The following is a 21,891-nucleotide window of genomic DNA, read 5'->3' as shown; positions in this document are numbered from 1 at the left end:
GCGTAGGCCTGTTAAGCGTAGCGCCATCAGGCAGTTCGGACATATTGCCGATGGCGCCAGGGCAAATTACAGCATATGTTCGGTACGGGCGATGATATCGTCCTGCGCATCCGGCGACAGCGCGGTGAAGAAGGCGGAGTAGCCTGCCACACGCACGACCAGATCGCGGTACTGATCCGGATGTTTTTTCGCATCCAGCAGCGTTTCGCGTGACACGATGTTGTACTGAATATGCCAGCCTTTATGCACCTCAAAGAACGTCCGTAGCAGAACCATCAGTTTCTGTTTGTCGGATTCGTTTTCCAGCGTCGTTGGGTTCAGTTTCTGATTGAGCAGCACGCCGCCGAGAATGGAACCGGTAGGTAATTTGCCTACGGAACCGATCACCGCCGTCGGGCCGAGATGATCCGTACCTGATGCAGGGCTTGCGCCTTCCGCCAGCGGTGTATGCGCTTTGCGACCATCCGGGGTAGCCATAGTCGCGGCGCCAAATGGCACGTTTGCTGAGATAGAGGACGTACCGGCGTAATAGTTGCCGCCCACAGGGCCACGACCATAGCGCGGGTTATGGTATTGCTTCAGCTCATCAATATAGGTCTGATAAGCGCGCGCCAGCAGGGTATCGACACTGTCATCGTCGTTACCGTACTTCGGCGCGCCGTTAATCAGACGCTGGCGCAGCTGCTCATGGGTCAGCCCGTCAAAGTCATCGGCCAGCGCGGCGGCAAGCTGCTGTTGACCGATAACGCCCTGTTCGAAGACCAGTTTTTTCACGGCGGCGAGGCTGTTGCCCAGGTTGGCGATACCGACCTGCAGACCGGATACCCAGTCATATTTTGCGCCGCCTTGCTTGATACTCTTCGCGCGTTCAATACAGTCGTCTACCAGCGCTGAGCACAGAATATCGTGGACGTTCTCTTCCAGCATGGTGTCGACCACATACTCAATTTCGATCGATTTGCGCGTGTAGTAGCGAATTTGGGTATCCCAGGCGGCCATCACTTCGTCAAAATTGTTAAAGTTGCCTGCGGAGAGCGCCTTTTCCTGCGGCAGAAATACCTTGCCGCTGGTGGCGTCGCGACCGCCTTCCAGCGCCGCCAGCATGACGCGGGCGAAGTTAATAAAGCTCATGCCGGTGCAGCGATAACCCCATTTCCCGCCGACGGCGGTTTCGATACAGCCGATCGCCGCGTAATCGTAAGCGTCCTGCGGTTCGATCCCCAACTTGATAAATTCCGGGATGACGATTTCATCATTGTTAAACGCCGGCATCCCAAAGCCGCAGCGGATGACCTGGACGCAGGCGTCAAGGAAATCGTTACTCATTCCGGCGTGATAACGCACACTGAGGTTGGGCTGGGTAGAACGCAGACGTCCGCAGGACTCCAGAATGGCGTAAGACAGTGGATTCACTGCGTCCATTGGCTGACCGTTGATGAGATTCTGACCGCCAATGGTGACGTTTTGATACAGCGGGCTGCCCGCGGAGGCTTTAGAGTGCGAACCGGAGCGGATCTTGTTTACTTCCAGCAGTTTCAGCCAGCAGCTGTGCAGCAGTTCAATGGCGTGCTCACGATCCAGCGTCTGGTTTAGTTCGACATCGCGACGATAATAGGGGTAAAGATACTGGTCCATACGACCAAATGACACCGAGTGACCGTTAGACTCAATTTGTAGAATCAGCTGGATGAAGTAGCACAATTGCAGTGCTTGCCAGAAGGTCTGCGGCGGTTGGTGGGCGATCACCTCGCAGTTTTCGGCGATGGTAAGTAGCTCTTTACGACGGCTTTCACGGGACTCTTCGCCTGCCATCTGGCGCGCCAGCGCGGCAAAGCGCGTGATGTGCTGGCTTACCGCATCCAGCACAATATCAATCGCCTTCAGGAACTGCTCGCCATGCAGATCTTCCAGCACGGTAAGGTTGATGCGTGAGCGGCGCTCGGCGACTTTATCGCGCAGGCCATCAAGCCCTTTTTCCAGCAGCAGCGGGAAGTTCACCGCCAGGTGCGCGTCACCGGAAGTCATATTACCTTCGGCTTTGATAATGCCAGTCGCCAGAAGCCCTTTTTGTTCATCGGTAAACATGCCGTAGCAGCGATCCTGGACGGTTTGACCGCGCCACCACGGACAGACGTCGTGCAGAATACGTTTGTTTTCTTCACTTACGGAAAAACCTGCGCCGGGCCGGTCTGCCAGGTCGTCGATCTCTTTTTCAATCCACGAGACGGTATATTCCGGGAAAATCGGCGCGGCGCGGACTTCACTTGCCTGGTTGCCGACGATCAGTTCATCGTGTTTTATCCAGATAGTGCGTTCCGCCAGGTGATGGGCCAGCGCCAGCGCGCGGCGTACCGGAATCGGTTTATCCAGATGCTGCTGATACATTTCGGTATAATGCTGCGCGCGCTCGGTACAGACCGGCGGTTTCACGATATGTACCAGCGCGGTTTTGTGCGCCTTAATGCGGTCACTGAGCGTGTCCAGTTTCAGTTGGGTCATGATAATTATCCTCGTAGGGTCGCGGTTAAACCTTTTTGGCAGGCGTACTTCTGGGCAAAATCAAGTAACGCCGGCGCATCCAGTGGTTTATCCGGGGCATGATAGGGCTGACTGAGTAAGTGGTATTTATTGATGCCCAGCGTGTGGTAGGGCAGAAAATGAATTTCCCCGACGTGCAGTTCGTCGGCGGCAAAGTCGGTAATGGCTTTAATGGTCTCCTCATCGGCATTAAATCCCTGAATCAGCGGGACGCGAATCACCATTTTTTTGCCCGCGGCGGCGAGTTTCCTGAGATTTTCCAGCACCCGCGAGGCGCTGCCATCGGTCCACTGCTTAAACGGCCCGTCGGCGACATGCTTCAAATCAGCCAGAAACAGATCGATATAAGGCAGTGAGGGCGCAATGTATTTCCATGGAACATGCAGACAGGTCTCAACCGCTGTATGAATACCGGCGTCATGGCTGGCTTTAAACAGCTCTGCCGCCAGTTCCGGCTGCATAAACGGTTCGCCGCCGGAAAGCGTAAGACCGCCGCCGCTGCGATCGTAAAAAGGTTTATCGCGCAGTACCGTCGCCATGATCTCATCCACGCTTTTTATTTCGCCGCACACGGTTAACGCCTGTGTGGGGCAGCAATGCGCCAGGACTGAAAAATGGGCGTCGGTCAGTTTCTCGCGATGGATGAGCAGGCCGTTTAGCGCGCGCTCAATGACGTCCGGCGCGGCTTGCGCGCACAGGTCGCATCCTTCGAGACACAGCCGCGCGTCGTATAACAGATCCTGAGCGCGGGCGCGGCTTTCCGGGTTCTGGCACCAGCGACAGCCCAACGAACAGCCTTTGAGAAATACTACGGTACGGATACCGGGGCCATCGTGGGTAGAATAGCGCTGAATATTGAAGATCATAAACGGCCTCTCTTATTTCATATAAAGATTAAATTACTTTCGAATGAAAGTTATCTTGATGTGCGTCAACGAATGGAGAGGTTCTGACAAAGAGGCGTTAAATGAGGTACAACATCACGGTTTGAGGTTGTGGTATGGCGTTTAAGATGATGCCGCGCTGCTTGAGCCGATCGTCAGTCGGAGCTTGGGTAAGCTGCCTTTGCGTCTGATGACAGTAATTATCTGTTGATACAGCACGGCCATAAACCGTGCTTCGGTATGTTTATCCGTAAAGTGGCTACTGTCCGCAGACTTCACAGCCGGGGTTACGCATCAACTTCATTTCGCGGAACTGACAGGTCATCGCATCGTACATGACGATTTTTCCGCTGGCAGGCTGACCGTAATGCGCCAGCAGCTTAATGGCCTCCATTGCCTGTAGCGAACCGATCACGCCAATCAGCGGCGCCATCACCCCAGCTTCTACACAGGTCAGAGCGTTTTCGCCAAACAGACGGCTCAGGCAGCGGTAACAGGGTTCGTTTTCCCGATACGTAAAGACGGTAACTTGTCCTTCCATACGAATGGCCGCGCCGGAGATTAGCGGCACTTTCGCGGTATAGCATCCGGCGTTAAGTTGATTACGTACGCTAACGTTATCAGTACAGTCCAGTACCAGCGAATGCCCGGCAATCAGGCTGGTCATAGCGTCGTCGTCCAGCCGCGCGTTAACGGGCGTAATGGTAATATGCGGGTTGATTCGCGCCAGCGCGTCGCGGGCGGACTTAACCTTTGGCTGCCCGACCGTGGCGTCGCTGTGCAAGGTTTGACGCTGGAGATTGGAAACGGAAACGGTATCAAAATCGAGTAGCGTCAGTTGCCCGACGCCAGCGCCGGCCAGATACTGCGTTGCCGCGCAGCCGAGTCCGCCCAGCCCGACCACTAATACCCGCGCATCTTTTAACGCTTCCTGCCCTTCAAAATCGAAGCCGCGCAGAATAATTTGTCGGTTATAGCGCAGCATCTCCTGGTCGCTAAGTTCCGCCATTACAGGCCTCCGAACAGAGCATTAAACGGCTCGACTTCCACCCATTCTCCCGGCTCAACATTGCCGCGTTCACGCTCCAGCACAATAAAGCAGTTGCCCAGACTAAACGAGCTGAAAATATGTGAACCCTGGTGTCCGGTGGTCGTGACCTCCAGTTCGCCGTTGGCGCTACGTTGCAGGATGCCGCGCTGGAAATCGAGACGCCCCGGCGTTTTCTTCAGGCGAGATGTTGTGCGTACACGCTGGCGCGGCGGCACAGCGCTTGCCGTATTGCCGCCAAGCTTCGCCAGTAAGGGCTGAACCAGTTGATAAAACGTGAGCGCCGCAGAGACTGGATTCCCCGGCAGGCCACAGAACCAGCTATTACTGAGCTTGCCGAAGGCAAACGGTTTGCCTGGCTTGATAGCCAGCTTCCAGAAGGCGATTTCGCCCAGCTCCTCAAGGATGGTTTTGGTATAGTCCGCTTCACCAACCGAGACGCCGCCGGAGCTTATCACTACATCGGCCTGGCTGTCGGCGTCGATAAATGCGGCGCGAAGCTTACCAGGATCGTCAGGAATAATGCCTAAATTGATCACTTCGCAGCCAAGCTGTTGCAGCATCAAATGTATAGTTAGACGGTTAGTGTCATAAATTTGTCCCGCCTCCAGCGGCTGGCCCGGAAGCTGGAGCTCGTCGCCGGTCGAGAACAGCGCTACGCGCACTTTACGTACAACCTGCGCATCGGCAATTCCCAGCGACGCCAGCACCGGCAGTTCGGCAGTAGTCAGGCGCGTACCGGCCGGAAAGACCACCGCATCCTGGCGAATATCCTCGCCGCGGCGGCGGATGTTTTGTCCGCAACGAACATCGGCGGTAAAACGCACGCCGTCATCGGTTTGTTCCGTCTGCTCTTGCATAACTACCGCCTCGCAACCTGTCGGCACCGGGGCGCCGGTCATAATGCGAATGCAGGTGCCCGCAGGCCACTCTCCCTGGTAAGGCTGACCGGCAAATGCTTTGCCGGCGACGGGCAGCGGCTTATCGGCGGACAAATCCGCCATACGTACCGCATAACCATCCATAGCTGAATTATCAAAGCCGGGGACATCGAGGGGAGAAACGATATCGGTCGCCAGGATGCGGCCAAAGCAGTTCACCAGCGGCAACGTTTCTACAGCGGTGAGCGGGGTTATACGTGAAAGCATCTGGGTCAGCGCCGTTTCAAGCGGCATTAATCCGGCGGAAAATTCCATGAACATACTCCTGCGAGGCAAAATCGAATCCGGCTATTATGTCAGAAAACAGTGGCGGGCAGTATGCTACCTCGGTCTTAGAGACGGCCTTGCGCCTTTACATACCTTACGCATCTTTCTATATTCAAAAATCGAATGAATAACTCACAACAATTCTGATAGTTATAGTAAAAGTTGTGTGCCACCGTAATGGACCCTAAAAATGAATAAAGCAGTGATTGCGATTCACGGCGGCGCAGGCGCGATTGCTCGCGCGCAAATGAGCCATGAGCAGGAGCTACGCTATATCCAGGCGTTGTCAGAGATTGTTGAAAGCGGGCAAAAGATGCTGGAAGCGGGTGACAGCGCGCTTGATGTAGTGACGGAAGCGGTGCGTCTGCTGGAAGCGTGTCCGCTCTTCAATGCGGGTATCGGCGCGGTCTATACCCGAGACGGGACTCATGAACTGGATGCCTGCGTGATGGACGGCAATACCCTGAAAGCCGGAGCCGTCGCGGGCGTGAGTCATGTTCGCCATCCTGTGCTCGCCGCCAGGCTGGTGATGGAGCGCAGCCCGCATGTACTCATGGTGGGGGAAGGGGCGGAAAACTTTGCCTTTTCACAGGGGATGGCGCGCGTTTCGCCGGATATCTTTTCCACCCCGGCGCGTTACGAGCAATTGCTGGCGGCGCGTGCGGCGGGCGAAATGGCGCTCGATCACAGCGGCGCGCCGCTGGACGAAACGAAAAAAATGGGTACAGTCGGCGCGGTGGCGCGGGATAAATTCGGCAATCTGGCGGCGGCAACGTCTACCGGCGGGATGACCAATAAATTGCCCGGGCGCGTCGGCGACAGCCCGCTGGTCGGCGCCGGGTGTTATGCCAACAACGCCAGCGTCGCCGTTTCCTGTACCGGAACGGGAGAGGTCTTTATTCGCACGCTCGCGGCTTACGATATCGCCGCATTGATGGAATATGGCGGACTCAGCCTTGCCGACGCCTGTGAGCGCGTGGTGATGGAAAAATTACCGGCGCTGGGCGGCAGCGGTGGATTAATCGCCGTTGATCACGAAGGTAATGTCGCGTTGCCGTTTAACAGCGAAGGGATGTATCGCGCCTGGGGATATGCCGGGGATACGCCTACCACAGGAATTTACCGGGAATAAGGAGCCGCAGGTGCCGCACAGCGATGAACTGGATAGCCGCGATGTTCTGTCCGTCAGTGGCCTGAATATCGCGTTTCACCACGAAGGGCAACAGGTAGACGCCGTGCGTAATGTGTCATTACGCCTGAAGCGTGGAGAGACTCTGGCGATTGTCGGCGAGTCGGGCTCGGGAAAATCGGTGACGGCGCTGGCGTTAATGCGGCTGATTGAGCAGTCGGGCGCGAACGTGCGCTGCGGCGAAATGCTGTTGCGTCGGCGTAATCGCCAGGTGATTGAGCTGTCTGAGCAGAGTGACGCGCAGATGCGGCGTGTGCGCGGCGCGGATATCGCCATGATTTTCCAGGAGCCAATGACCTCGCTCAACCCGGTATTTACCGTTGGCGAGCAAATTGCCGAATCTATTCGTTTGCATCAGGGCGCCAGCCACGAAGAGGCGCTGGCGGAAGCGAAACGTATGCTCGATCAGGTACGGATCCCGGAGTCGCAGGCGATTTTATCGCGTTATCCGCATCAGCTTTCCGGCGGGATGCGCCAGCGAGTCATGATCGCGATGGCGCTATCCTGCCGTCCGGCGGTATTGATTGCCGATGAACCCACCACGGCGCTGGATGTCACTATCCAGGCGCAAATTCTGCAACTTATCAAAGTGTTGCAGCAAGAGATGTCGATGGGCGTGATTTTTATCACCCACGACATGGGCGTCGTGGCGGATATTGCCGATCGCGTGCTGGTGATGTATCAAGGCGAGGCCGTGGAAACCGGCAGCGTAGAGCAGATTTTCCATGCGCCGACGCATCCTTATACCCAAACGTTGCTGGCCGCCGTCCCTCAGCTTGGCGCGATGCGCGGCCACTCGCTGCCACGCCGTTTCCCGTTGATTTCCGCTGACGAACCGGCCCTTTATGAATCGCAGATTGAGCAAGACACGGTGGTGGAAGGCGAGCCTATTCTTCAGGTTCGGGGGCTGGTGACGCGATTCCCGCTGCGTAGCGGTCTCTTTAACCGCATTACGCGTGAAGTTCATGCCGTTGAGAATATCAGTTTCGATCTCTGGCCGGGCGAAACGCTATCGCTGGTGGGCGAGTCCGGTAGCGGAAAATCGACGACCGGACGCGCGCTGCTGCGGTTGGTTGAATCCCGGCAGGGGGAGATTATCTTTAACGGCCAGCGTATTGACACGCTGTCTGCGGGTAAACTCCAGCCGTTGCGCCGCGATATTCAATGTATTTTCCAGGACCCTTACGCCTCGCTCGACCCGCGCCAGACCGTGGGGTATTCCATTATGGAACCTTTACGGATTCATGGCCTGGGGCAGGGGGACGCTGCGGCAAAGCGCGTGGCCTGGTTGCTTGAGCGTGTCGGATTACGTCCTGAACATGCCTGGCGTTATCCGCATGAGTTTTCCGGCGGTCAACGTCAGCGCATCTGCATAGCTCGCGCGCTGGCATTGAATCCTAAAGTGATTATTGCTGATGAGGCGGTCTCCGCGCTGGATGTTTCCGTTCGCGGACAGATTATTAATTTACTGCTTGATTTACAACGGGAAATGGGGATCGCCTACCTGTTTATTTCGCATGATATGGCGGTCGTGGAGCGAATTAGCCATCGCGTGGCGGTGATGTATCTTGGTCAAATTGTTGAAATGGGGCCGCGGCGCGCCGTTTTTGAAAATCCGCAGCATCCTTATACGCGTAAATTGATGGCGGCGGTGCCGGTTGCTGATCCCTCCAGACACCGGCCGCGGCGCGTTCTGCTATCAGATGATATACCCAGCAATATTCATAAACGTGGCGAAGAGACGCCCGCCGTTTCATTACAGTTGGTCGGGCCGGGACATTATGTTGCGCGGCCGCTGCAGGATAATGCGCTCTCGCGCTTATAACATTCAGACAGGCAGGGTTTCAGGAGAACAACATGACGCAATTTATTACGCATAAATGGCTGGCGGCGCTGGGACTGGCCTCATCCATTGCGGCTTTTCCGGCCCTGGCGGCCAAAGATGTGGTGGTGGCGGTAGGGTCTAATTTCACCACGCTCGATCCGTATGACGCCAACGATACACTCTCGCAGGCGGTGGCGAAGTCATTTTATCAGGGGCTGTTTGGCCTGGATAAAGACATGAAGGTAAAAAACGTCCTGGCGAAAGGCTATACCGTTTCTGATGACGGTCTGACCTACACCATTACCCTACGGCAGGGGGTGAAATTTCAGGACGGCGCGGATTTTGATGCGGCGGCGGTGAAAGCGAATCTCGATCGCGCCAGCAATCCGGATAACCACCTCAAGCGTTATAACCTGTATAAAAATATCGCAAAAACGGAGGTCGTCGATCCGGCAACGGTAAAAATTACCCTGAAACAGCCGTTCTCCGCTTTCATTAATATTCTGGCGCACCCGGCGACGGCGATGATCTCGCCGCAAGCGCTGGAAAAATATGGCAAGGATATTGGTTTTCATCCGGTCGGTACCGGTCCATACCAGCTTGAAACCTGGAATCAGACCGACTTTGTCAAAGTGAAGAAGTTCGCCGGTTACTGGCAGCAGGGCTTACCCAAGCTGGATTCTATTACCTGGCGTCCGGTTACTGACAACAATACCCGCGCGGCGATGCTGCAAACCGGCGAAGCGCAATTTGCTTTTCCTATCCCTTATGAGCAGGCCGCGTTACTGGCGAAAAATAAAAACCTCGAACTGGTCGCCAGCCCGTCCATTATGCAGCGTTATATCAGTATGAATGTGACGCAGAAGCCGTTTGATAATCCTAAGGTGCGTGAGGCGTTGAATTACGCTATCAATCGTCAGGCGCTGGTTAAAGTGGCGTTTGCCGGATACGCCACGCCGGCGACGGGCGTGGTGCCGCCGTCGATAGCCTATGCGCAAAGCTATCAGCCGTGGCCCTATGATCCGGCTAAAGCGCGCGAACTGTTGAAAGAGGCGGGGTATCCAGACGGTTTCAGTACCACGCTGTGGTCATCGCACAACCATAGCACCGCGCAAAAAGTGTTGCAGTTTACCCAACAGCAACTGGCGCAGATTGGCGTTAAAGCCCGGATAACCGCGATGGACGCCGGCCAGCGCGCCGCGGAAGTCGAGGGCAAAGGGCAAAAAGAGAGCGGCGTGCGAATGTTCTATACAGGCTGGTCGGCGTCGACGGGCGAAGCTGACTGGGCGTTATCGCCGCTCTTCGCATCACAAAACTGGCCGCCGACGCAGTTTAATACCGCTTTTTACAGCAACAAGCAGGTCGACAGCGATTTGGCGGCGGCCTTAAAGACCAACGATCCGCAGGAGAAAACACGATTGTACAAAGAGGCGCAGGATATTATCTGGAAAGAGTCGCCCTGGATACCGTTGGTGGTGGAGAAATTGGTTTCTGCGCACAGTAAAAATTTGACCGGTTTCTGGATTATGCCGGATACCGGTTTCAGCTTTGACGATGCGGATTTGAAGTAAGTAATGCGATGGGGCTGGATGGCGCGCGCGTTGTCCGCCATCCGGTAAAAGGTTCGTGTGATGCTTAACTATGTTCTCAAGCGCCTGCTGGGATTAATTCCTACGCTGTTGATTGTGGCAGTGCTGGTGTTTTTATTTGTTCATTTGTTGCCCGGCGACCCGGCGCGGCTGATAGCCGGACCGGAAGCCGACGCGCAGGTGATCGCGCTGGTTCATCAGCAGCTGGGGCTTGATCAGCCGCTTCATGTCCAGTTTTGGCATTACATCACCCATGTTTTACAAGGCGATTTCGGGACGTCAATGGTTTCCCGCCGCCCGGTTTCTGAGGAGATCGCCAGCCGCTTTTTGCCGACGCTGTGGCTGACGATAACCAGTATGATATGGGCGGTGCTGTTTGGCATGGCGATCGGCATCGCCGCCGCCGTGTGGCGTAATCGCTGGCCTGACCGGGTAGGAATGACGCTTGCCGTGACCGGCATTTCTTTCCCGGCTTTTGCGCTGGGAATGTTGTTAATGCAGATTTTTTCCGTGGATCTGGGCTGGCTACCGACCGTGGGGGCGGATAGCTGGCAACATTATATTTTACCCTCCCTGACGCTTGGTGCGGCGGTGGCATCAGTCATGGCGCGTTTTACGCGCTCCTCGTTTGTCGATGTGCTGAGCGAGGATTACATGAGGACCGCGCGGGCGAAAGGCGTCAGTGAAACGTGGGTGGTGTTAAAACATGGCCTGCGCAATGCAATGATCCCGGTCGTCACCATGATGGGACTGCAATTTGGCTTCCTGCTTGGCGGATCGATCGTCGTTGAAAAAGTGTTTAACTGGCCGGGGCTTGGGCGATTACTGGTCGACTCCGTCGACATGCGCGACTACCCCGTGATTCAGGCGGAAGTGCTGCTGTTTTCTCTGGAATTTATTCTTATCAACTTAGTGGTGGATGTCCTCTATGCCGCCATTAATCCGGCTATCAGGTATAAGTAAGGATGCGATTATTTAACTGGCGCCGTCAGGCGATTTTACATGCTATGCCGGTGGTAAAACCCGACCAGATACGCACGCCGTGGCGGGAGTTCTGGCGTCGTTTTCGCCGCCAGCATGTCGCGTTGGTCGCCGGGGGATTCGTACTGGCGTTAATTCTGGTGGCGATTTTTGCCCGTTGGCTGACGCCCTACGATGCGGAAAACTATTTTGACTACGATAGCCTGAACAATGGCCCCTCTTTGCAGCACTGGTTTGGCGTTGACTCGCTGGGAAGAGACATCTTTAGCCGGGTTCTCGTTGGGGCGCAGATCTCACTGGCGGCGGGCGTGTTCGCGGTATTTATCGGCGCGATAATCGGTACGGTGTTGGGATTGCTGGCGGGATATTATGAAGGCTGGTGGGATCGTTTTATTATGCGCATTTGCGATGTGCTGTTCGCCTTCCCCGGCATTTTGCTGGCGATTGCCGTTGTGGCGGTGTTAGGCAGCGGTATTGCTAATGTGATCGTTGCGGTGGCGATTTTCTCTATTCCGGCGTTTGCTCGTCTGGTGCGCGGAAATACCCTGGTCTTAAAACAGCAGACGTTTATTGAGTCTGCCCGCAGTATCGGCGCCAGCGACACGACGATTTTGTTTAGCCATATATTGCCGGGAACGGTCTCGTCAATTGTGGTTTTCTTTACGATGCGTATCGGTACGTCAATTATTTCCGCGGCAAGCCTGTCATTTCTCGGATTAGGCGCGCAGCCGCCAACGCCGGAGTGGGGAGCGATGCTCAATGAAGCGCGGGCGGATATGGTCATCGCGCCGCACGTAGCGCTCTTCCCGGCGGTGGCGATTTTCCTGACTGTGCTGGCGTTTAACCTGTTAGGCGACGGGTTGCGCGATGCGCTGGACCCGAAGATTAAGGGGTAAGCCAGCCCGGTGGCGTTGACGCCTGGCGGGCCTGGAACGGTCTCGCCAGGCGGGATAACACATCCGGCACCCGCGCCGGGGGAGGTGGCGTTAAACCCGACTGCCCCACAAATCATATTCGTCGGCGTTTTCCACTTTCACGCGCACGATATCGCCCGGCTTGACGTTGGTTTCGCCGTTCAAATAGACCGCGCCGTCAATTTCCGGCGCATCCGCCATGCTACGCCCGATAGCGCCTTCTTCGTCAACCTCATCAACGATCACCAGAATTTCGCGGCCCACTTTTTCCTGCAAGCGCTCAGCGGAGATTTGCTGTTGCAGTTGCATAAAGCGGTTCCAGCGCTCTTCTTTCACCTCTTCCGGCACCTGATCCGGCAGCTCATTCGCGCCTGCGCCTTCCACCGGGCTGTACTTGAAGCAGCCTACACGATCGAGGCGCGCCTCTTTCAGGAAGTCGAGCAGCATCTGGAAGTCTTCTTCCGTTTCGCCGGGGAAGCCGACAATAAAGGTGGAGCGTAGGGTCAGTTCCGGGCAGATTTCGCGCCACTGCTTAATGCGCGCCAGCTGGCGGTCAACGGAACCAGGACGTTTCATCAGTTTAAGAATCCGCGGGCTGGCATGTTGCAGCGGAATGTCCAGATAAGGCAGGATTTTGCCTTCCGCCATTAGCGGAATCACATCATCAACGTGTGGGTAGGGGTAGACGTAGTGCAGACGTGTCCAGACGCCCAGTTTTGATAACTGTTCGCACAGGCTCACCATACTGGTTTTCACCGGTTCGCCATTATGGAATCCGGTGCGGTGCTTCACATCTACGCCGTAGGCGGAGGTATCTTGCGAAATCACCAGAATCTCTTTGACCCCGGCATCAACCAGACGTTTCGCTTCGCTTAATACGTCGCCAATCGGACGGCTGACCAGATCCCCGCGCATCGACGGGATGATGCAGAACGTGCAGCGGTGATTACAGCCTTCAGAAATTTTCAGATACGCATAATGGCGCGGCGTCAGTTTTACACCCTGTTCCGGTACGAGGCTTAAAAATGGATTGTGCTTCGGCTTCGGTACGTAATGATGTACGTGCTGCAGAACTTGCTCATAGCTATGCGGCCCGGTGATTTCCAGTACTTTCGGATGCACTTCGCGGATCTGATCTTCTTTTGCGCCCAGGCAGCCGGTGACGATTACCTTACCGTTTTCGTTCAGCGCTTCGCCAATGGCTTCCAGCGACTCTTGTACCGCGCTGTCAATAAAGCCACAGGTATTAACGATAACCATATCCGCATCGTCATAGCGTGGCACAACGTCATAGCCTTCGGTACGCAGCTCAGTCAGGATGCGTTCCGAATCAACGAGGTTTTTCGGACAGCCCAGGGAAACGAAGCCGATCTTTGGCTGGTGGGTTACATTACTCATAGCTTAAAAAGTGTTCATTTATTGGAATGGTCAGGGCAGGGATTCTACAGATATCCGAACAAAAATTGTATCGCAATCTCATCGGGAGCGGCGGCATCAACCGTTGTGGTTATCAGCAAAAGGTGAAAAAGGGCAATTCTAAGAAAATTCTTGATCTCTGACACCCATTTGTCTAAAAAACGACCATACTATTAAGTTGAACCCTGGTAGAAAAGAGGAGGAAAAAAGGTATGGTCGTTGACAGACTGAGAACCGATCTTCTCAACAAGCTGATAAACGCGCGTATCGATCTTGCCGCTTATCTGCAATTGCGAAAAGCGAAGGGGTATATGTCAGTCAGCGAAAGTGACTCTCTGCGTGACAATTTTTTTGAACTGAATCGCGAGCTCCACGATCAATCCTTACGGCAGGGACTGCATCTCGATCAGGAAGAGTGGAACGCGCTGCGCCGTGCCGAAGGCGCGCTTGCAGCCGCCGCCGTTTGTTTAATGAGCGGACACCATGATTGTCCGACCTTTATTGCCGTCAACGCAGATAAACTTGAAAACTGTCTGACAACTTTGACGCTGAGTATTCAGAGTCTGAAAGCACATTCACCGCTTACACAGGTCTGAACAAGGGGAGGCGACTCCTGAGGAATCCCCAGCAAACCAAGACAGGCATAGTGTTATGTGATCTAATTGATTGCGCTAACACTTTCAAGGAAATCATCACTATGCCTGCTCGTTCATTATGCCAAAAATCCTTTAAAAATATACTGGAGCCTTTGCACCTTTACCGCCGTCAATCTCTGATTGAGGCTACCAGTGTAGTGATTAACGGTGCATCTCTTACACTTATTCAGTATTGGGCGTGATTTGTCAGGAGTAGCATCGGTCAGGCACAAGATAAAACGTATCGATCGACTTCGGGGAAAGTCTCACTTGCAGAATGAAGTTTCAGATACTTTTTCAGCGTGTTACTAAAAAATCACGGAGGGAATGACCCGGGTTGTCATGCTCTCCTATATGCCAGCCTGTTTTCCGCCAAAGGTGACTAAATTCGGTTCACCAGACAATCGTTGATGTTCTTAGGGAACGGTATAGTCGAATTCACTCCTGAAACAGGTACGGAATGTCGGCCGTTTACTATTCTGAAACGTTATTTATATCAAATAATTAAATTTTATTTTTATCTTTGTTATTGTAACAATAAATTACATGTTTCTTTCTGTTATCAGCGAACCTGAACCAATTTTAATGGGGGGTTAGATAAAAGCTAATTCAGAAAATTATTTTTTTAAGATATATTGAATTATCAGATGCTCCATTCAAATGAGAGACGAGAATGCAAACGTTAGAACGGTTTTTTCTTTTCGTTACGGGGGACCAACCTGAACGATTTGAAAAAGCAAATAGCAGTTGTGCTGATAGCGTAATCCTTGATTTAGAAAATGCGGTGTCATCTGAGAAAAAAATAATTGCCAGAGAAAATGCTCTGAATTTCATGAGTAATGATGAAAAAGTACTGATTGCTGTACGTGCAAAAATTGTAATAACTTCACGCCTGGCTGGATCATATCCTTCTGTTGACGGTATCACAACTGAATTTATGAAAAACGAGTTGACAATACAAAATGCTATTCACTCCTGTAAAATGGGGTTCAGTGGCAAGGTATGTATTCACCCTCCACAAATTTCACATGTAAACAGAGCATTCAGCTATTTAAAACAAGAAATCGAGTGGGTTCCCCAGATTATGCGACTGGCTCAATATCCCCATGGAGCGTTCAGTCATGAAGGGCAAATGGTGGATAAACCGTTACTGGAAAAAGCAAAAAGGATTTTGGCTCATAGCATTTAGTAAATATATGAAGGAGTCACCAATGAAAGCTTTAGTTTGTGTAAAACAAGTTGTCGATCATAACGTTAGAATTAGAATAAAGCGAGATCATTCTGATGTTGATATTTCTGATTCAAAACTCAGTATCAATCCATTTGATGAAATTGCAGTTGAAGAAGCAGTACGTTTAAAAGAACGGGGATTAATCAGTGAGGTTGTTGTAGTGTCTATAGGAAACACAGGTGTAGGGGATGTATTGCGTACAGCACTGGCAGCAGGGGCAGACAGGGCAATACACATATTAACAAAAAACTCTCTTACACCACTAATTGTGGCCAAAACTATCACCGCTATTACCCGGAATGAAAAACCCGATATTATATTATTAGGCAAGCAAGCTATTGACGATGATTGTAATCAGGTAGGCCAAATGCTGGCAGCATTACTCGATCTTCCCCAAGCCACTAATGTTAGTAAAATTACTATTTCTGATAATTCATTAACTGCTGTTCGTGAGGTTGATGGAGGATTAGAAACGTTAAATTTATCCCTGCCTGCAGTACTCACTACAGATCTACGTCTGAATACACCGAGGAATATCAGCTTGCCGAATGTTATTAAAGCCAAAAAGAAACCTGTTAAGGAGATAGATTTCGATTCACTTGGTATTAACCCGTCATCCAGATTGACTATTATTAAAGTTGATGAGCCAGCAAGAAGGAAAGCAGGCATAATCGTTCCAGATATTAACACGCTGCTAGATAAATTAAAAAACGAAGAAAAAGTAATTTAAGGAGGAAAATATGGCTTCTTTAGTTATTGCTGAACATAACGGCAATACTCTTTTACCTTCAACACTCAGTACTATCACTGCGGCAAAAGCCATTAATAGTGATATAGATATACTTATGTTAGGATATGGTATAGAAAGTATTGCAGTTAAAGCCAGTCATATTCAGGGGATATCCACTGTATTTGTTGCTGACAGCCCACTATTCGAACACCTTCTGGCAGAGAATGTGGAAAAACAGATCAGCTATTTTTTGAATAGTGGGAAAAATCATTATCAGTCCATTCTTTTTCCTGCAAGCTCTTTTGGAAAAAACTGTGCGCCACGCTTAGCAGCAAAACTTGATGTATCTCAGATTAGTGATATTACGCGTGTCATTGATCAACATACCTTTGAACGTCCAATCTATGCGGGTAACGCTATTGCCACAGTACACAGTGATGATGAATATAAAGTGATAACTGTTCGTCCTACCTCATTTGCGGCTGCGGTTGCGGAAGATGAGGGAAAAGCCCCCATTGAATTTACAGAGGTTGTTCTTGGTTCAGATCAGGTAAAATTTATTAGCCAACATGTTAATAAAAGTAACCGTCCAGACTTACAATCCGCCAGAGTTGTAGTATCAGGTGGACGAGGAGTAGGAAGTGCACAGGCATTCAAAGAACTTGTTGATAACCTGGCAGATAAATTAGGCGCTGCCGTGGGGGCAAGCCGGGCTGCTGTAGATGCTGGTTATGCACCAAATGATTATCAGATTGGCCAGACCGGAAAAATCGTTGCGCCTCAACTTTATATTGCTCTGGGAATTTCTGGCGCCATACAACATCTTGCCGGGATGAAAGAGTCAGGCGTCATTGTCGCTATTAATAAGGATCCTGACGCTCCTATCTTTTCTATTGCGGATTATGGTTTGGTAGCTGATATTTTCAAAGCTGTACCTGAACTTATCGATAAATTATAAATCATATTTTTTCCTCCTTAAAGGTAACTTTTATGCAATATACTGATATTCAAATTTGGCAGCCTGGCATTCTGCGCAACACCGATTATCTTAACCCCGGTCCCGCTAAGCTGCTGGCCGCCACTCTGGATAAAGACATCAAAATCTTTAAAGAGGGGGGGCGTTCTGCCAGAATTATGGCACTGGCTCTATTTTCTTCCTGTCGACCGCCAGTCAGATCTATCTGCTGATGGTCATCCGATAAAAGGTCATTTTCTACCCCCTGTTGGCGCTGGTTTATTGAGGAAAAAATTATGAAAAGTATTGAAAAGGATAAATATCAGGATATTCGTCATGCGGTTCGTTCATTATGTAGTGAATTTGATGATAAATATCACCGTAAGATAGATGAAGCAAAAGCCTATCCTGAAGAGTTTGTTAATAAACTAACCAAAGCTGGTTGGCTGGCTGCGCTCATCCCGGAGGAATTTGGAGGGTCAGGGCTTGGTTTAACTGAAGCATCTATTATCATGGAAGAGATCAATAGATCGGGTGGAAACTCTGGAGCCTGCCATGGTCAGATGTATAACATGAATACGTTGTTACGTCATGGATCCGATAAACAGAAAGAATTCTGGCTGCCACGGATAGCTACTGGTGAATGGCGCCTGCAGTCGATGGGCGTCACAGAACCCACAGCAGGTACAGATACCACCAGAATTAAAACTACAGCTATAAAAAGAGAAGACCGGTATGTGATAAACGGACAAAAAGTCTGGATTTCACGTGTTCAACATTCAGACTGGATGATTCTTCTGGTTCGAACTACTCCGCTTGCAAATGTAAAACGTAAATCCGAAGGGATGTCTATTTTCATGGTTGATATTAAAGAAGCTATGAAAAATGGAATGACAGTACGACCTATTCCCAATATGGTCAATCATGAAACCAACGAGCTCTTTTTTGACAACCTGGAAATTCCCGAAGAAAATCTTATTGGTGAAGAGGGTATGGGTTTTCATTACATACTTGATGGTTTAAATGCAGAGCGTACCTTGATTGCGGCAGAATGTATAGGCGATGGATATTGGTTTATGGATCGTGTTACCCGCTATACCTGCGAGCGTGAGGTTTTTGGTCGTCCCATTGGTCAGAACCAGGGGGTGCAGTTTCCTATTGCAGAAGCATTTATTGCAGTGGAAGCGGCTAATCTGATGCGTTTTAAAGCGTGCGAGCTTTTTGATCAGCATCTTGATTGTGGAGCACAGGCTAATATGGCGAAATACCTTGCTGCGAAAGCCAGCTGGGAAGCAGCCAATGCCTGCCTGCAATTTCATGGTGGATATGGTTTTGCCTGTGAGTATGATATCGAACGAAAGTTTAGAGAAACACGTTTATATCAGGTTGCTCCCATATCTACCAACCTGATCCTGAGCTATATCGCTGAGCATGTGCTGGAGATGCCACGTTCATTCTGATGTCAAATCAATTGGAAAAATATTATGAAACAGTTACCTCTGTCCGGAGTCATTATAGTCTCGATTGAACATGTCATTGCCGATCCCTTCTGTACCCGACAGTTGGCTGATTATTTCTCGCGGGTAACTATAATAGAATGCCAAGAAAATAGGGACTTTTCCTGCAATTATGATGAACGGCTTAAAATGATTTGTGTATATTCTTTTTCATCTGAGGGAGAAAGATAAATATAAATGTTATGGAATGCTTCATCATCACCGACATTTTTTTATAGTTGATAACTGGCTATATAGTCTTATAGGCACCTTTTTCTAAGGTTGAACATTCCTATACCATTTCATCTGTTTTATCACTATGATATTTATTTCATTGGTTACAATATGAATGCAATTTTATTTACATAATATAGCTGTTCCTACGGTGCTGAAAAATTAAGGAGTTAATAATGAACGATACACTTTCTAATACCCAGCAATCACGTGAGACAATAGAATGTGATGTTCTTATTGTGGGAGCAGGACCCGCCGGATTATCTGCAGCTCTTAAACTTAAATTACAGGCAAATGACGCAGGAAAAGAACTGTCCATTATCGTCCTTGATAAAGGAGCTGAGCCTGGTTCTCATATTCTCAGTGGGGCAGTCATGGATCCCCGAGCGCTGAATGAACTAATTCCTGATTGGCAGGAAAGAGGCGCACCCATTAAACAGCCTGTTACTCAGGATAAATTACTGTTACTGACGAATGAAAAATGTATTAATTTGCCGGATGCATTGATTCCTGATAATTTTCGCAACCATGGAAACTTTATCGTAAGCCTCGGTAATCTCATTAAATGGCTCGCCGGTCAGGCAGAAACGTCAGGCGTGGATATTTATGCAGGCTTTTCGGCAACTGAGATACTGTATGATCAGGATACTAACATTATCGGTGTAGTAACTGGTGATATGGGACGTCATCGGGATGGCAGCAAGAAAGAGGGGTTCCTGAGTGGAATAGAAATTCTGGCAAAATATACAATTTTTGCCGAAGGGGCCCGCGGTAGTCTGGCTAAAGAACTGATCAAAAAATTTCATCTTGATACAGGCAAAGCACCCCAGAGTTTTAGCATAGGCATAAAAGAGTTGTGGGAGGTTCCATCAGACCAGTCCCATCCGGGGCTTGTAATTCACACCACAGGTTGGCCTCTGGATAAAGAGTCGTTCGGGGGTGGGTTTCTCTATCATCTTAATGATAATAAAATTGCACTAGGTTTGGTTGTGGGACTTGATTATTCTAATCCCTGGTTAAGCCCTTTTCAGGAAATGCAGCGCCTGAAAACACACCCTTCTATACGCAAATACATTGACCGGGGTAAGCGTATTGGTTATGGCGCAAGAGCAATCAATAACGGCGGGATTGCGTCTATGCCTGATCCCTGTTTACCTGGTGGTCTGCTGATTGGTTGTAATGCCGGTACGCTCAATGCAAGTAGAATCAAGGGCATCCATACAGCTATCAAAAGTGGCATGATAGCGGCTGACGCTATATTTAATGCTTTGCTGGACAACAGGAAAAACGACATACTGACAGAATATCAAACATTACTGCGACAGAGCTGGCTTTGGCAGGAACTGGAAAATGGTAGTAATTTCAAACCCTGGTTTAAAAAAGGGCGTGTGATAGGTTTTATCATGACTGGCATTGAGCATTGGCTGCTTCCCCGAATGGGTATAAAAAAAATCCCCTGGCGTGTAAAAAATAACCGACCGGACAATATCACTCTGCAACCGGCCAACAAAAGCCAGAAAAAACTGTACGACAAACCTGACGGTAAACTGACGTTTGATATTTTGTCATCCGTCTATCTCAGTAACACCTGGCATGATGACGACCAGCCAGTACATTTGAAAATCAGTGATCAGAATATCCCTATATCAATTAATCTGGATATTTATGGTGGCCCCGAAGAACGATATTGCCCTGCCGGAGTATATGAATTTTTACAGGATAGTGAAACACAAAATATGCGTCTGCAAATAAATTCACAGAACTGTATTCACTGTAAAGTTTGTGACATTAAAGATCCTAAACAAAATATAACCTGGACTACGCCTGAAGGTGGCAACGGACCAAATTATACAGGGATGTAACGCTATCACTCATTCTGAGCTGTGAGCATAGTAACCAGTTTTTGTGTGAAGCCGGGTAATTTGTCAAAGCTTCTGGCGCAGATTTGTAATTTTCTTAATGACCAAAATTCATCAAGATCAATAATCGAAAATTCATGCAACTGACGCAAACGGGATGCAGCAGAGTGAGGCATTATACCAATGCCCACTTTTGCTTCAACCATACGGCAAAATGTTTCAAAGTTGCCGACCTGTATTCTAATTTTCAGTTTAGATGGTACTAGTTCTGCCTTTTTTCGGATAAATTCAAACATTCCTGTCCCTTCAGGCAGGCTGATTTGTTCATATTGAATTAATTCATGAAAGGTCACGCTTTTTCTGTCAGCAAAGGGATGGTCTGTCGCGGTGATAAGCACTAGCCTATCAGTACGGAACGGCAGTATTTCAAGATTATCTGTTGTAATATTACCAGCAACAATTCCGAGATCAGTTTTCCCCTCAATAACAGAACGTACAATTTCCGGACTTGGATACTCCCTGAGATCAATATTCACATCGTTATATAGTGTAAGGAAATGGCTCAACAACGGGGGGAGATACTCTGCAATAGCAGTTATACTGGAAAATATTCTGACATGTCCTTTGATGCCTTTAACATGCTCCTGCATATCGCTACGTAACATTTCTATCTGATTCACAATAAGGCTGGCGTGGTGTTTAAATGTTTCACCAGCAGAGGATAACGTTATCCCCTTGCTACTACGATACAGCAATCTCAGATTGATACTCTGTTCAAGATTACGTATACGCACGCTACCAGATGCGGCAGACATGTAAGTTTTTTCCGCTCCACGTGTTAAGCTCCCTTCTTCACTGATAGCAAGGAATAATTTTAAATCTTTTATATCAAAGTGCATCGTTGTGGCTCATAATTAACGTATAATACAGTGTGCTGCTTTTTTATAGACTCAGTCAGACTGAGTATTTCGGCCTATCCGAATTCCTGTCACGTCGAGATAACTACAAAATGTAGGCTGACGGTGTCACCGCCCTACCATGATCCGGGGCGGATCTGGTAGGACGCTGGTGACCGCTGACAGGGGGTCAGGTCAGACATATTGTCGGAACCGTTGTAACGTAGATGCTAATACCTGCTCCCCGTGGTCATCAGGTTAAC

At 50.3% G+C, this 21,891-nt stretch carries 18 protein-coding genes and 1 pseudogene; 13 read left to right on the top strand and 6 right to left on the bottom strand.

Going from position 1 to position 21,891, the window contains the following annotated elements:
- Window positions 1-66: 66 nt before the first annotated feature.
- The 4 genes from ACLJNW_RS07095 to moeA all read right to left on the bottom strand — a co-directional run bounded on the left by ACLJNW_RS07095 (window position 67) and on the right by moeA (window position 5,666).
- Window positions 67-2,499: a glycyl radical protein gene (locus ACLJNW_RS07095; RefSeq protein WP_000192661.1), complete on the bottom strand. Its 2,433-nt coding sequence runs from the start codon at window positions 2,497-2,499 to the stop codon at window positions 67-69.
- Window positions 2,500-2,504: 5 nt separating this feature from the next.
- Entirely contained in the window at window positions 2,505-3,404 is a 900-nt protein-coding gene (locus ACLJNW_RS07090) for a glycyl-radical enzyme activating protein (RefSeq protein ID WP_000576954.1), read from the bottom strand.
- Between the two features lie 277 nt (window positions 3,405-3,681).
- Window positions 3,682-4,431 carry a molybdopterin-synthase adenylyltransferase MoeB gene (gene moeB, locus ACLJNW_RS07085; RefSeq protein ID WP_023204037.1) on the bottom strand — a complete coding sequence of 250 codons (750 nt, stop codon included), beginning with the start codon at window positions 4,429-4,431 and terminating at the stop codon, window positions 3,682-3,684.
- Window positions 4,431-5,666: a molybdopterin molybdotransferase MoeA gene (gene moeA / locus ACLJNW_RS07080; RefSeq protein ID WP_000395782.1), complete on the bottom strand. Its 1,236-nt coding sequence runs from the start codon at window positions 5,664-5,666 to the stop codon at window positions 4,431-4,433. Before moeA ends, moeB begins: the two co-directional genes overlap by 1 nt.
- Before the next feature lie 202 nt (window positions 5,667-5,868).
- Here moeA and iaaA point away from each other — a divergent pair, with 202 nt between their 5' ends.
- The 5 genes from iaaA to gsiD are packed head-to-tail and all read left to right on the top strand — an operon-like array spanning window position 5,869 to window position 12,158.
- On the top strand, window positions 5,869-6,810 hold the full coding sequence (gene iaaA, locus ACLJNW_RS07075; protein WP_001030503.1) for a beta-aspartyl-peptidase: 942 nt from the start codon (window positions 5,869-5,871) through the stop codon (window positions 6,808-6,810).
- A gap of 10 nt (window positions 6,811-6,820) precedes the next feature.
- On the top strand, window positions 6,821-8,692 hold the full coding sequence (gene gsiA, locus ACLJNW_RS07070; protein WP_001120589.1) for a glutathione ABC transporter ATP-binding protein GsiA: 1,872 nt from the start codon (window positions 6,821-6,823) through the stop codon (window positions 8,690-8,692).
- 32 nt (window positions 8,693-8,724) lie between these two features.
- The gene (gene gsiB / locus ACLJNW_RS07065) at window positions 8,725-10,263 is read left to right on the top strand and encodes a glutathione ABC transporter substrate-binding protein GsiB (RefSeq protein WP_000191440.1); all 1,539 of its coding nucleotides are present in this window, start codon (window positions 8,725-8,727) and stop codon (window positions 10,261-10,263) included.
- Window positions 10,264-10,323: 60 nt separating this feature from the next.
- Window positions 10,324-11,244 carry a glutathione ABC transporter permease GsiC gene (gene gsiC / locus ACLJNW_RS07060; protein WP_024154768.1) on the top strand — a complete coding sequence of 307 codons (921 nt, stop codon included), beginning with the start codon at window positions 10,324-10,326 and terminating at the stop codon, window positions 11,242-11,244.
- Between the two features lie 2 nt (window positions 11,245-11,246).
- A complete protein-coding gene (gsiD, locus tag ACLJNW_RS07055; RefSeq protein ID WP_001236024.1) occupies window positions 11,247-12,158 on the top strand; it encodes a glutathione ABC transporter permease GsiD in 912 nt (303 codons plus the stop codon).
- 90 nt (window positions 12,159-12,248) lie between these two features.
- On the opposite strand, the gene rimO is transcribed toward gsiD, so the two are convergent.
- A complete protein-coding gene (gene rimO, locus ACLJNW_RS07050; protein WP_000073317.1) occupies window positions 12,249-13,574 on the bottom strand; it encodes a 30S ribosomal protein S12 methylthiotransferase RimO in 1,326 nt (441 codons plus the stop codon).
- A 230-nt stretch (window positions 13,575-13,804) separates the two neighbouring features.
- On the opposite strand from rimO, the gene bssR reads away from it, so the two are divergent.
- From bssR to ACLJNW_RS07010, 8 genes and pseudogenes are all read left to right on the top strand, one after another.
- Window positions 13,805-14,188: a biofilm formation regulator BssR gene (gene bssR / locus ACLJNW_RS07045; protein WP_000259648.1), complete on the top strand. Its 384-nt coding sequence runs from the start codon at window positions 13,805-13,807 to the stop codon at window positions 14,186-14,188.
- A 101-nt stretch (window positions 14,189-14,289) separates the two neighbouring features.
- Window positions 14,290-14,575: pseudogene (locus tag ACLJNW_RS07040) on the top strand (IS4 family transposase); the annotation flags it as partial.
- A gap of 325 nt (window positions 14,576-14,900) precedes the next feature.
- Window positions 14,901-15,416, top strand: a complete 516-nt coding sequence (locus ACLJNW_RS07035; protein ID WP_001521476.1) for a CoA ester lyase — start codon at window positions 14,901-14,903, stop codon at window positions 15,414-15,416.
- 22 nt (window positions 15,417-15,438) lie between these two features.
- Entirely contained in the window at window positions 15,439-16,188 is a 750-nt protein-coding gene (locus tag ACLJNW_RS07030) for an electron transfer flavoprotein subunit beta/FixA family protein (protein ID WP_023193875.1), read from the top strand.
- A gap of 10 nt (window positions 16,189-16,198) precedes the next feature.
- Window positions 16,199-17,146: an electron transfer flavoprotein subunit alpha/FixB family protein gene (locus tag ACLJNW_RS07025; protein ID WP_000157776.1), complete on the top strand. Its 948-nt coding sequence runs from the start codon at window positions 16,199-16,201 to the stop codon at window positions 17,144-17,146.
- Window positions 17,147-17,178: 32 nt separating this feature from the next.
- Window positions 17,179-17,376: a hypothetical protein gene (locus tag ACLJNW_RS07020; RefSeq protein WP_001200424.1), complete on the top strand. Its 198-nt coding sequence runs from the start codon at window positions 17,179-17,181 to the stop codon at window positions 17,374-17,376.
- Between the two features lie 63 nt (window positions 17,377-17,439).
- Window positions 17,440-18,603: an acyl-CoA dehydrogenase family protein gene (locus tag ACLJNW_RS07015; RefSeq protein ID WP_023204038.1), complete on the top strand. Its 1,164-nt coding sequence runs from the start codon at window positions 17,440-17,442 to the stop codon at window positions 18,601-18,603.
- 446 nt (window positions 18,604-19,049) lie between these two features.
- On the top strand, window positions 19,050-20,735 hold the full coding sequence (locus ACLJNW_RS07010) for an electron transfer flavoprotein-ubiquinone oxidoreductase (RefSeq protein WP_001000303.1): 1,686 nt from the start codon (window positions 19,050-19,052) through the stop codon (window positions 20,733-20,735).
- Window positions 20,736-20,740: 5 nt separating this feature from the next.
- On the opposite strand, the gene ACLJNW_RS07005 is transcribed toward ACLJNW_RS07010, so the two are convergent.
- A complete protein-coding gene (locus ACLJNW_RS07005) occupies window positions 20,741-21,631 on the bottom strand; it encodes a LysR family transcriptional regulator (protein ID WP_023204039.1) in 891 nt (296 codons plus the stop codon).
- Window positions 21,632-21,891 lie beyond the last annotated feature (260 nt).

The sequence above is a fragment of the Salmonella sp. SAL4457 genome (assembly GCF_046548235.1).
GTDB lineage: Bacteria > Pseudomonadota > Gammaproteobacteria > Enterobacterales > Enterobacteriaceae > Salmonella > Salmonella enterica.
Note: the sequence above shows the minus strand (reverse complement) of the source record. Positions and strands in the feature narration are given on the sequence as shown.

What these genes read in the sequence shown, in the direction of transcription:
- ACLJNW_RS07095 (WP_000192661.1), bottom strand. Translation starts at nt 2,499, where the DNA reads ATGACCCAACTGAAACTGGACACGCTCAGTGACCGCATTAAGGCGCAC.
- ACLJNW_RS07090 (WP_000576954.1), bottom strand. Translation starts at nt 3,404, where the DNA reads ATGATCTTCAATATTCAGCGCTATTCTACCCACGATGGCCCCGGTATC.
- moeB (WP_023204037.1), bottom strand. Translation starts at nt 4,431, where the DNA reads ATGGCGGAACTTAGCGACCAGGAGATGCTGCGCTATAACCGACAAATT.
- moeA (WP_000395782.1), bottom strand. Translation starts at nt 5,666, where the DNA reads ATGGAATTTTCCGCCGGATTAATGCCGCTTGAAACGGCGCTGACCCAG.
- iaaA (WP_001030503.1), top strand. Translation starts at nt 5,869, where the DNA reads ATGAATAAAGCAGTGATTGCGATTCACGGCGGCGCAGGCGCGATTGCT.
- gsiB (WP_000191440.1), top strand. Translation starts at nt 8,725, where the DNA reads ATGACGCAATTTATTACGCATAAATGGCTGGCGGCGCTGGGACTGGCC.
- gsiC (WP_024154768.1), top strand. Translation starts at nt 10,324, where the DNA reads ATGCTTAACTATGTTCTCAAGCGCCTGCTGGGATTAATTCCTACGCTG.
- gsiD (WP_001236024.1), top strand. Translation starts at nt 11,247, where the DNA reads ATGCGATTATTTAACTGGCGCCGTCAGGCGATTTTACATGCTATGCCG.
- rimO (WP_000073317.1), bottom strand. Translation starts at nt 13,574, where the DNA reads ATGAGTAATGTAACCCACCAGCCAAAGATCGGCTTCGTTTCCCTGGGC.
- bssR (WP_000259648.1), top strand. Translation starts at nt 13,805, where the DNA reads ATGGTCGTTGACAGACTGAGAACCGATCTTCTCAACAAGCTGATAAAC.
- ACLJNW_RS07035 (WP_001521476.1), top strand. Translation starts at nt 14,901, where the DNA reads ATGCAAACGTTAGAACGGTTTTTTCTTTTCGTTACGGGGGACCAACCT.
- ACLJNW_RS07030 (WP_023193875.1), top strand. Translation starts at nt 15,439, where the DNA reads ATGAAAGCTTTAGTTTGTGTAAAACAAGTTGTCGATCATAACGTTAGA.
- ACLJNW_RS07025 (WP_000157776.1), top strand. Translation starts at nt 16,199, where the DNA reads ATGGCTTCTTTAGTTATTGCTGAACATAACGGCAATACTCTTTTACCT.
- ACLJNW_RS07020 (WP_001200424.1), top strand. Translation starts at nt 17,179, where the DNA reads ATGCAATATACTGATATTCAAATTTGGCAGCCTGGCATTCTGCGCAAC.
- ACLJNW_RS07015 (WP_023204038.1), top strand. Translation starts at nt 17,440, where the DNA reads ATGAAAAGTATTGAAAAGGATAAATATCAGGATATTCGTCATGCGGTT.
- ACLJNW_RS07010 (WP_001000303.1), top strand. Translation starts at nt 19,050, where the DNA reads ATGAACGATACACTTTCTAATACCCAGCAATCACGTGAGACAATAGAA.
- ACLJNW_RS07005 (WP_023204039.1), bottom strand. Translation starts at nt 21,631, where the DNA reads ATGCACTTTGATATAAAAGATTTAAAATTATTCCTTGCTATCAGTGAA.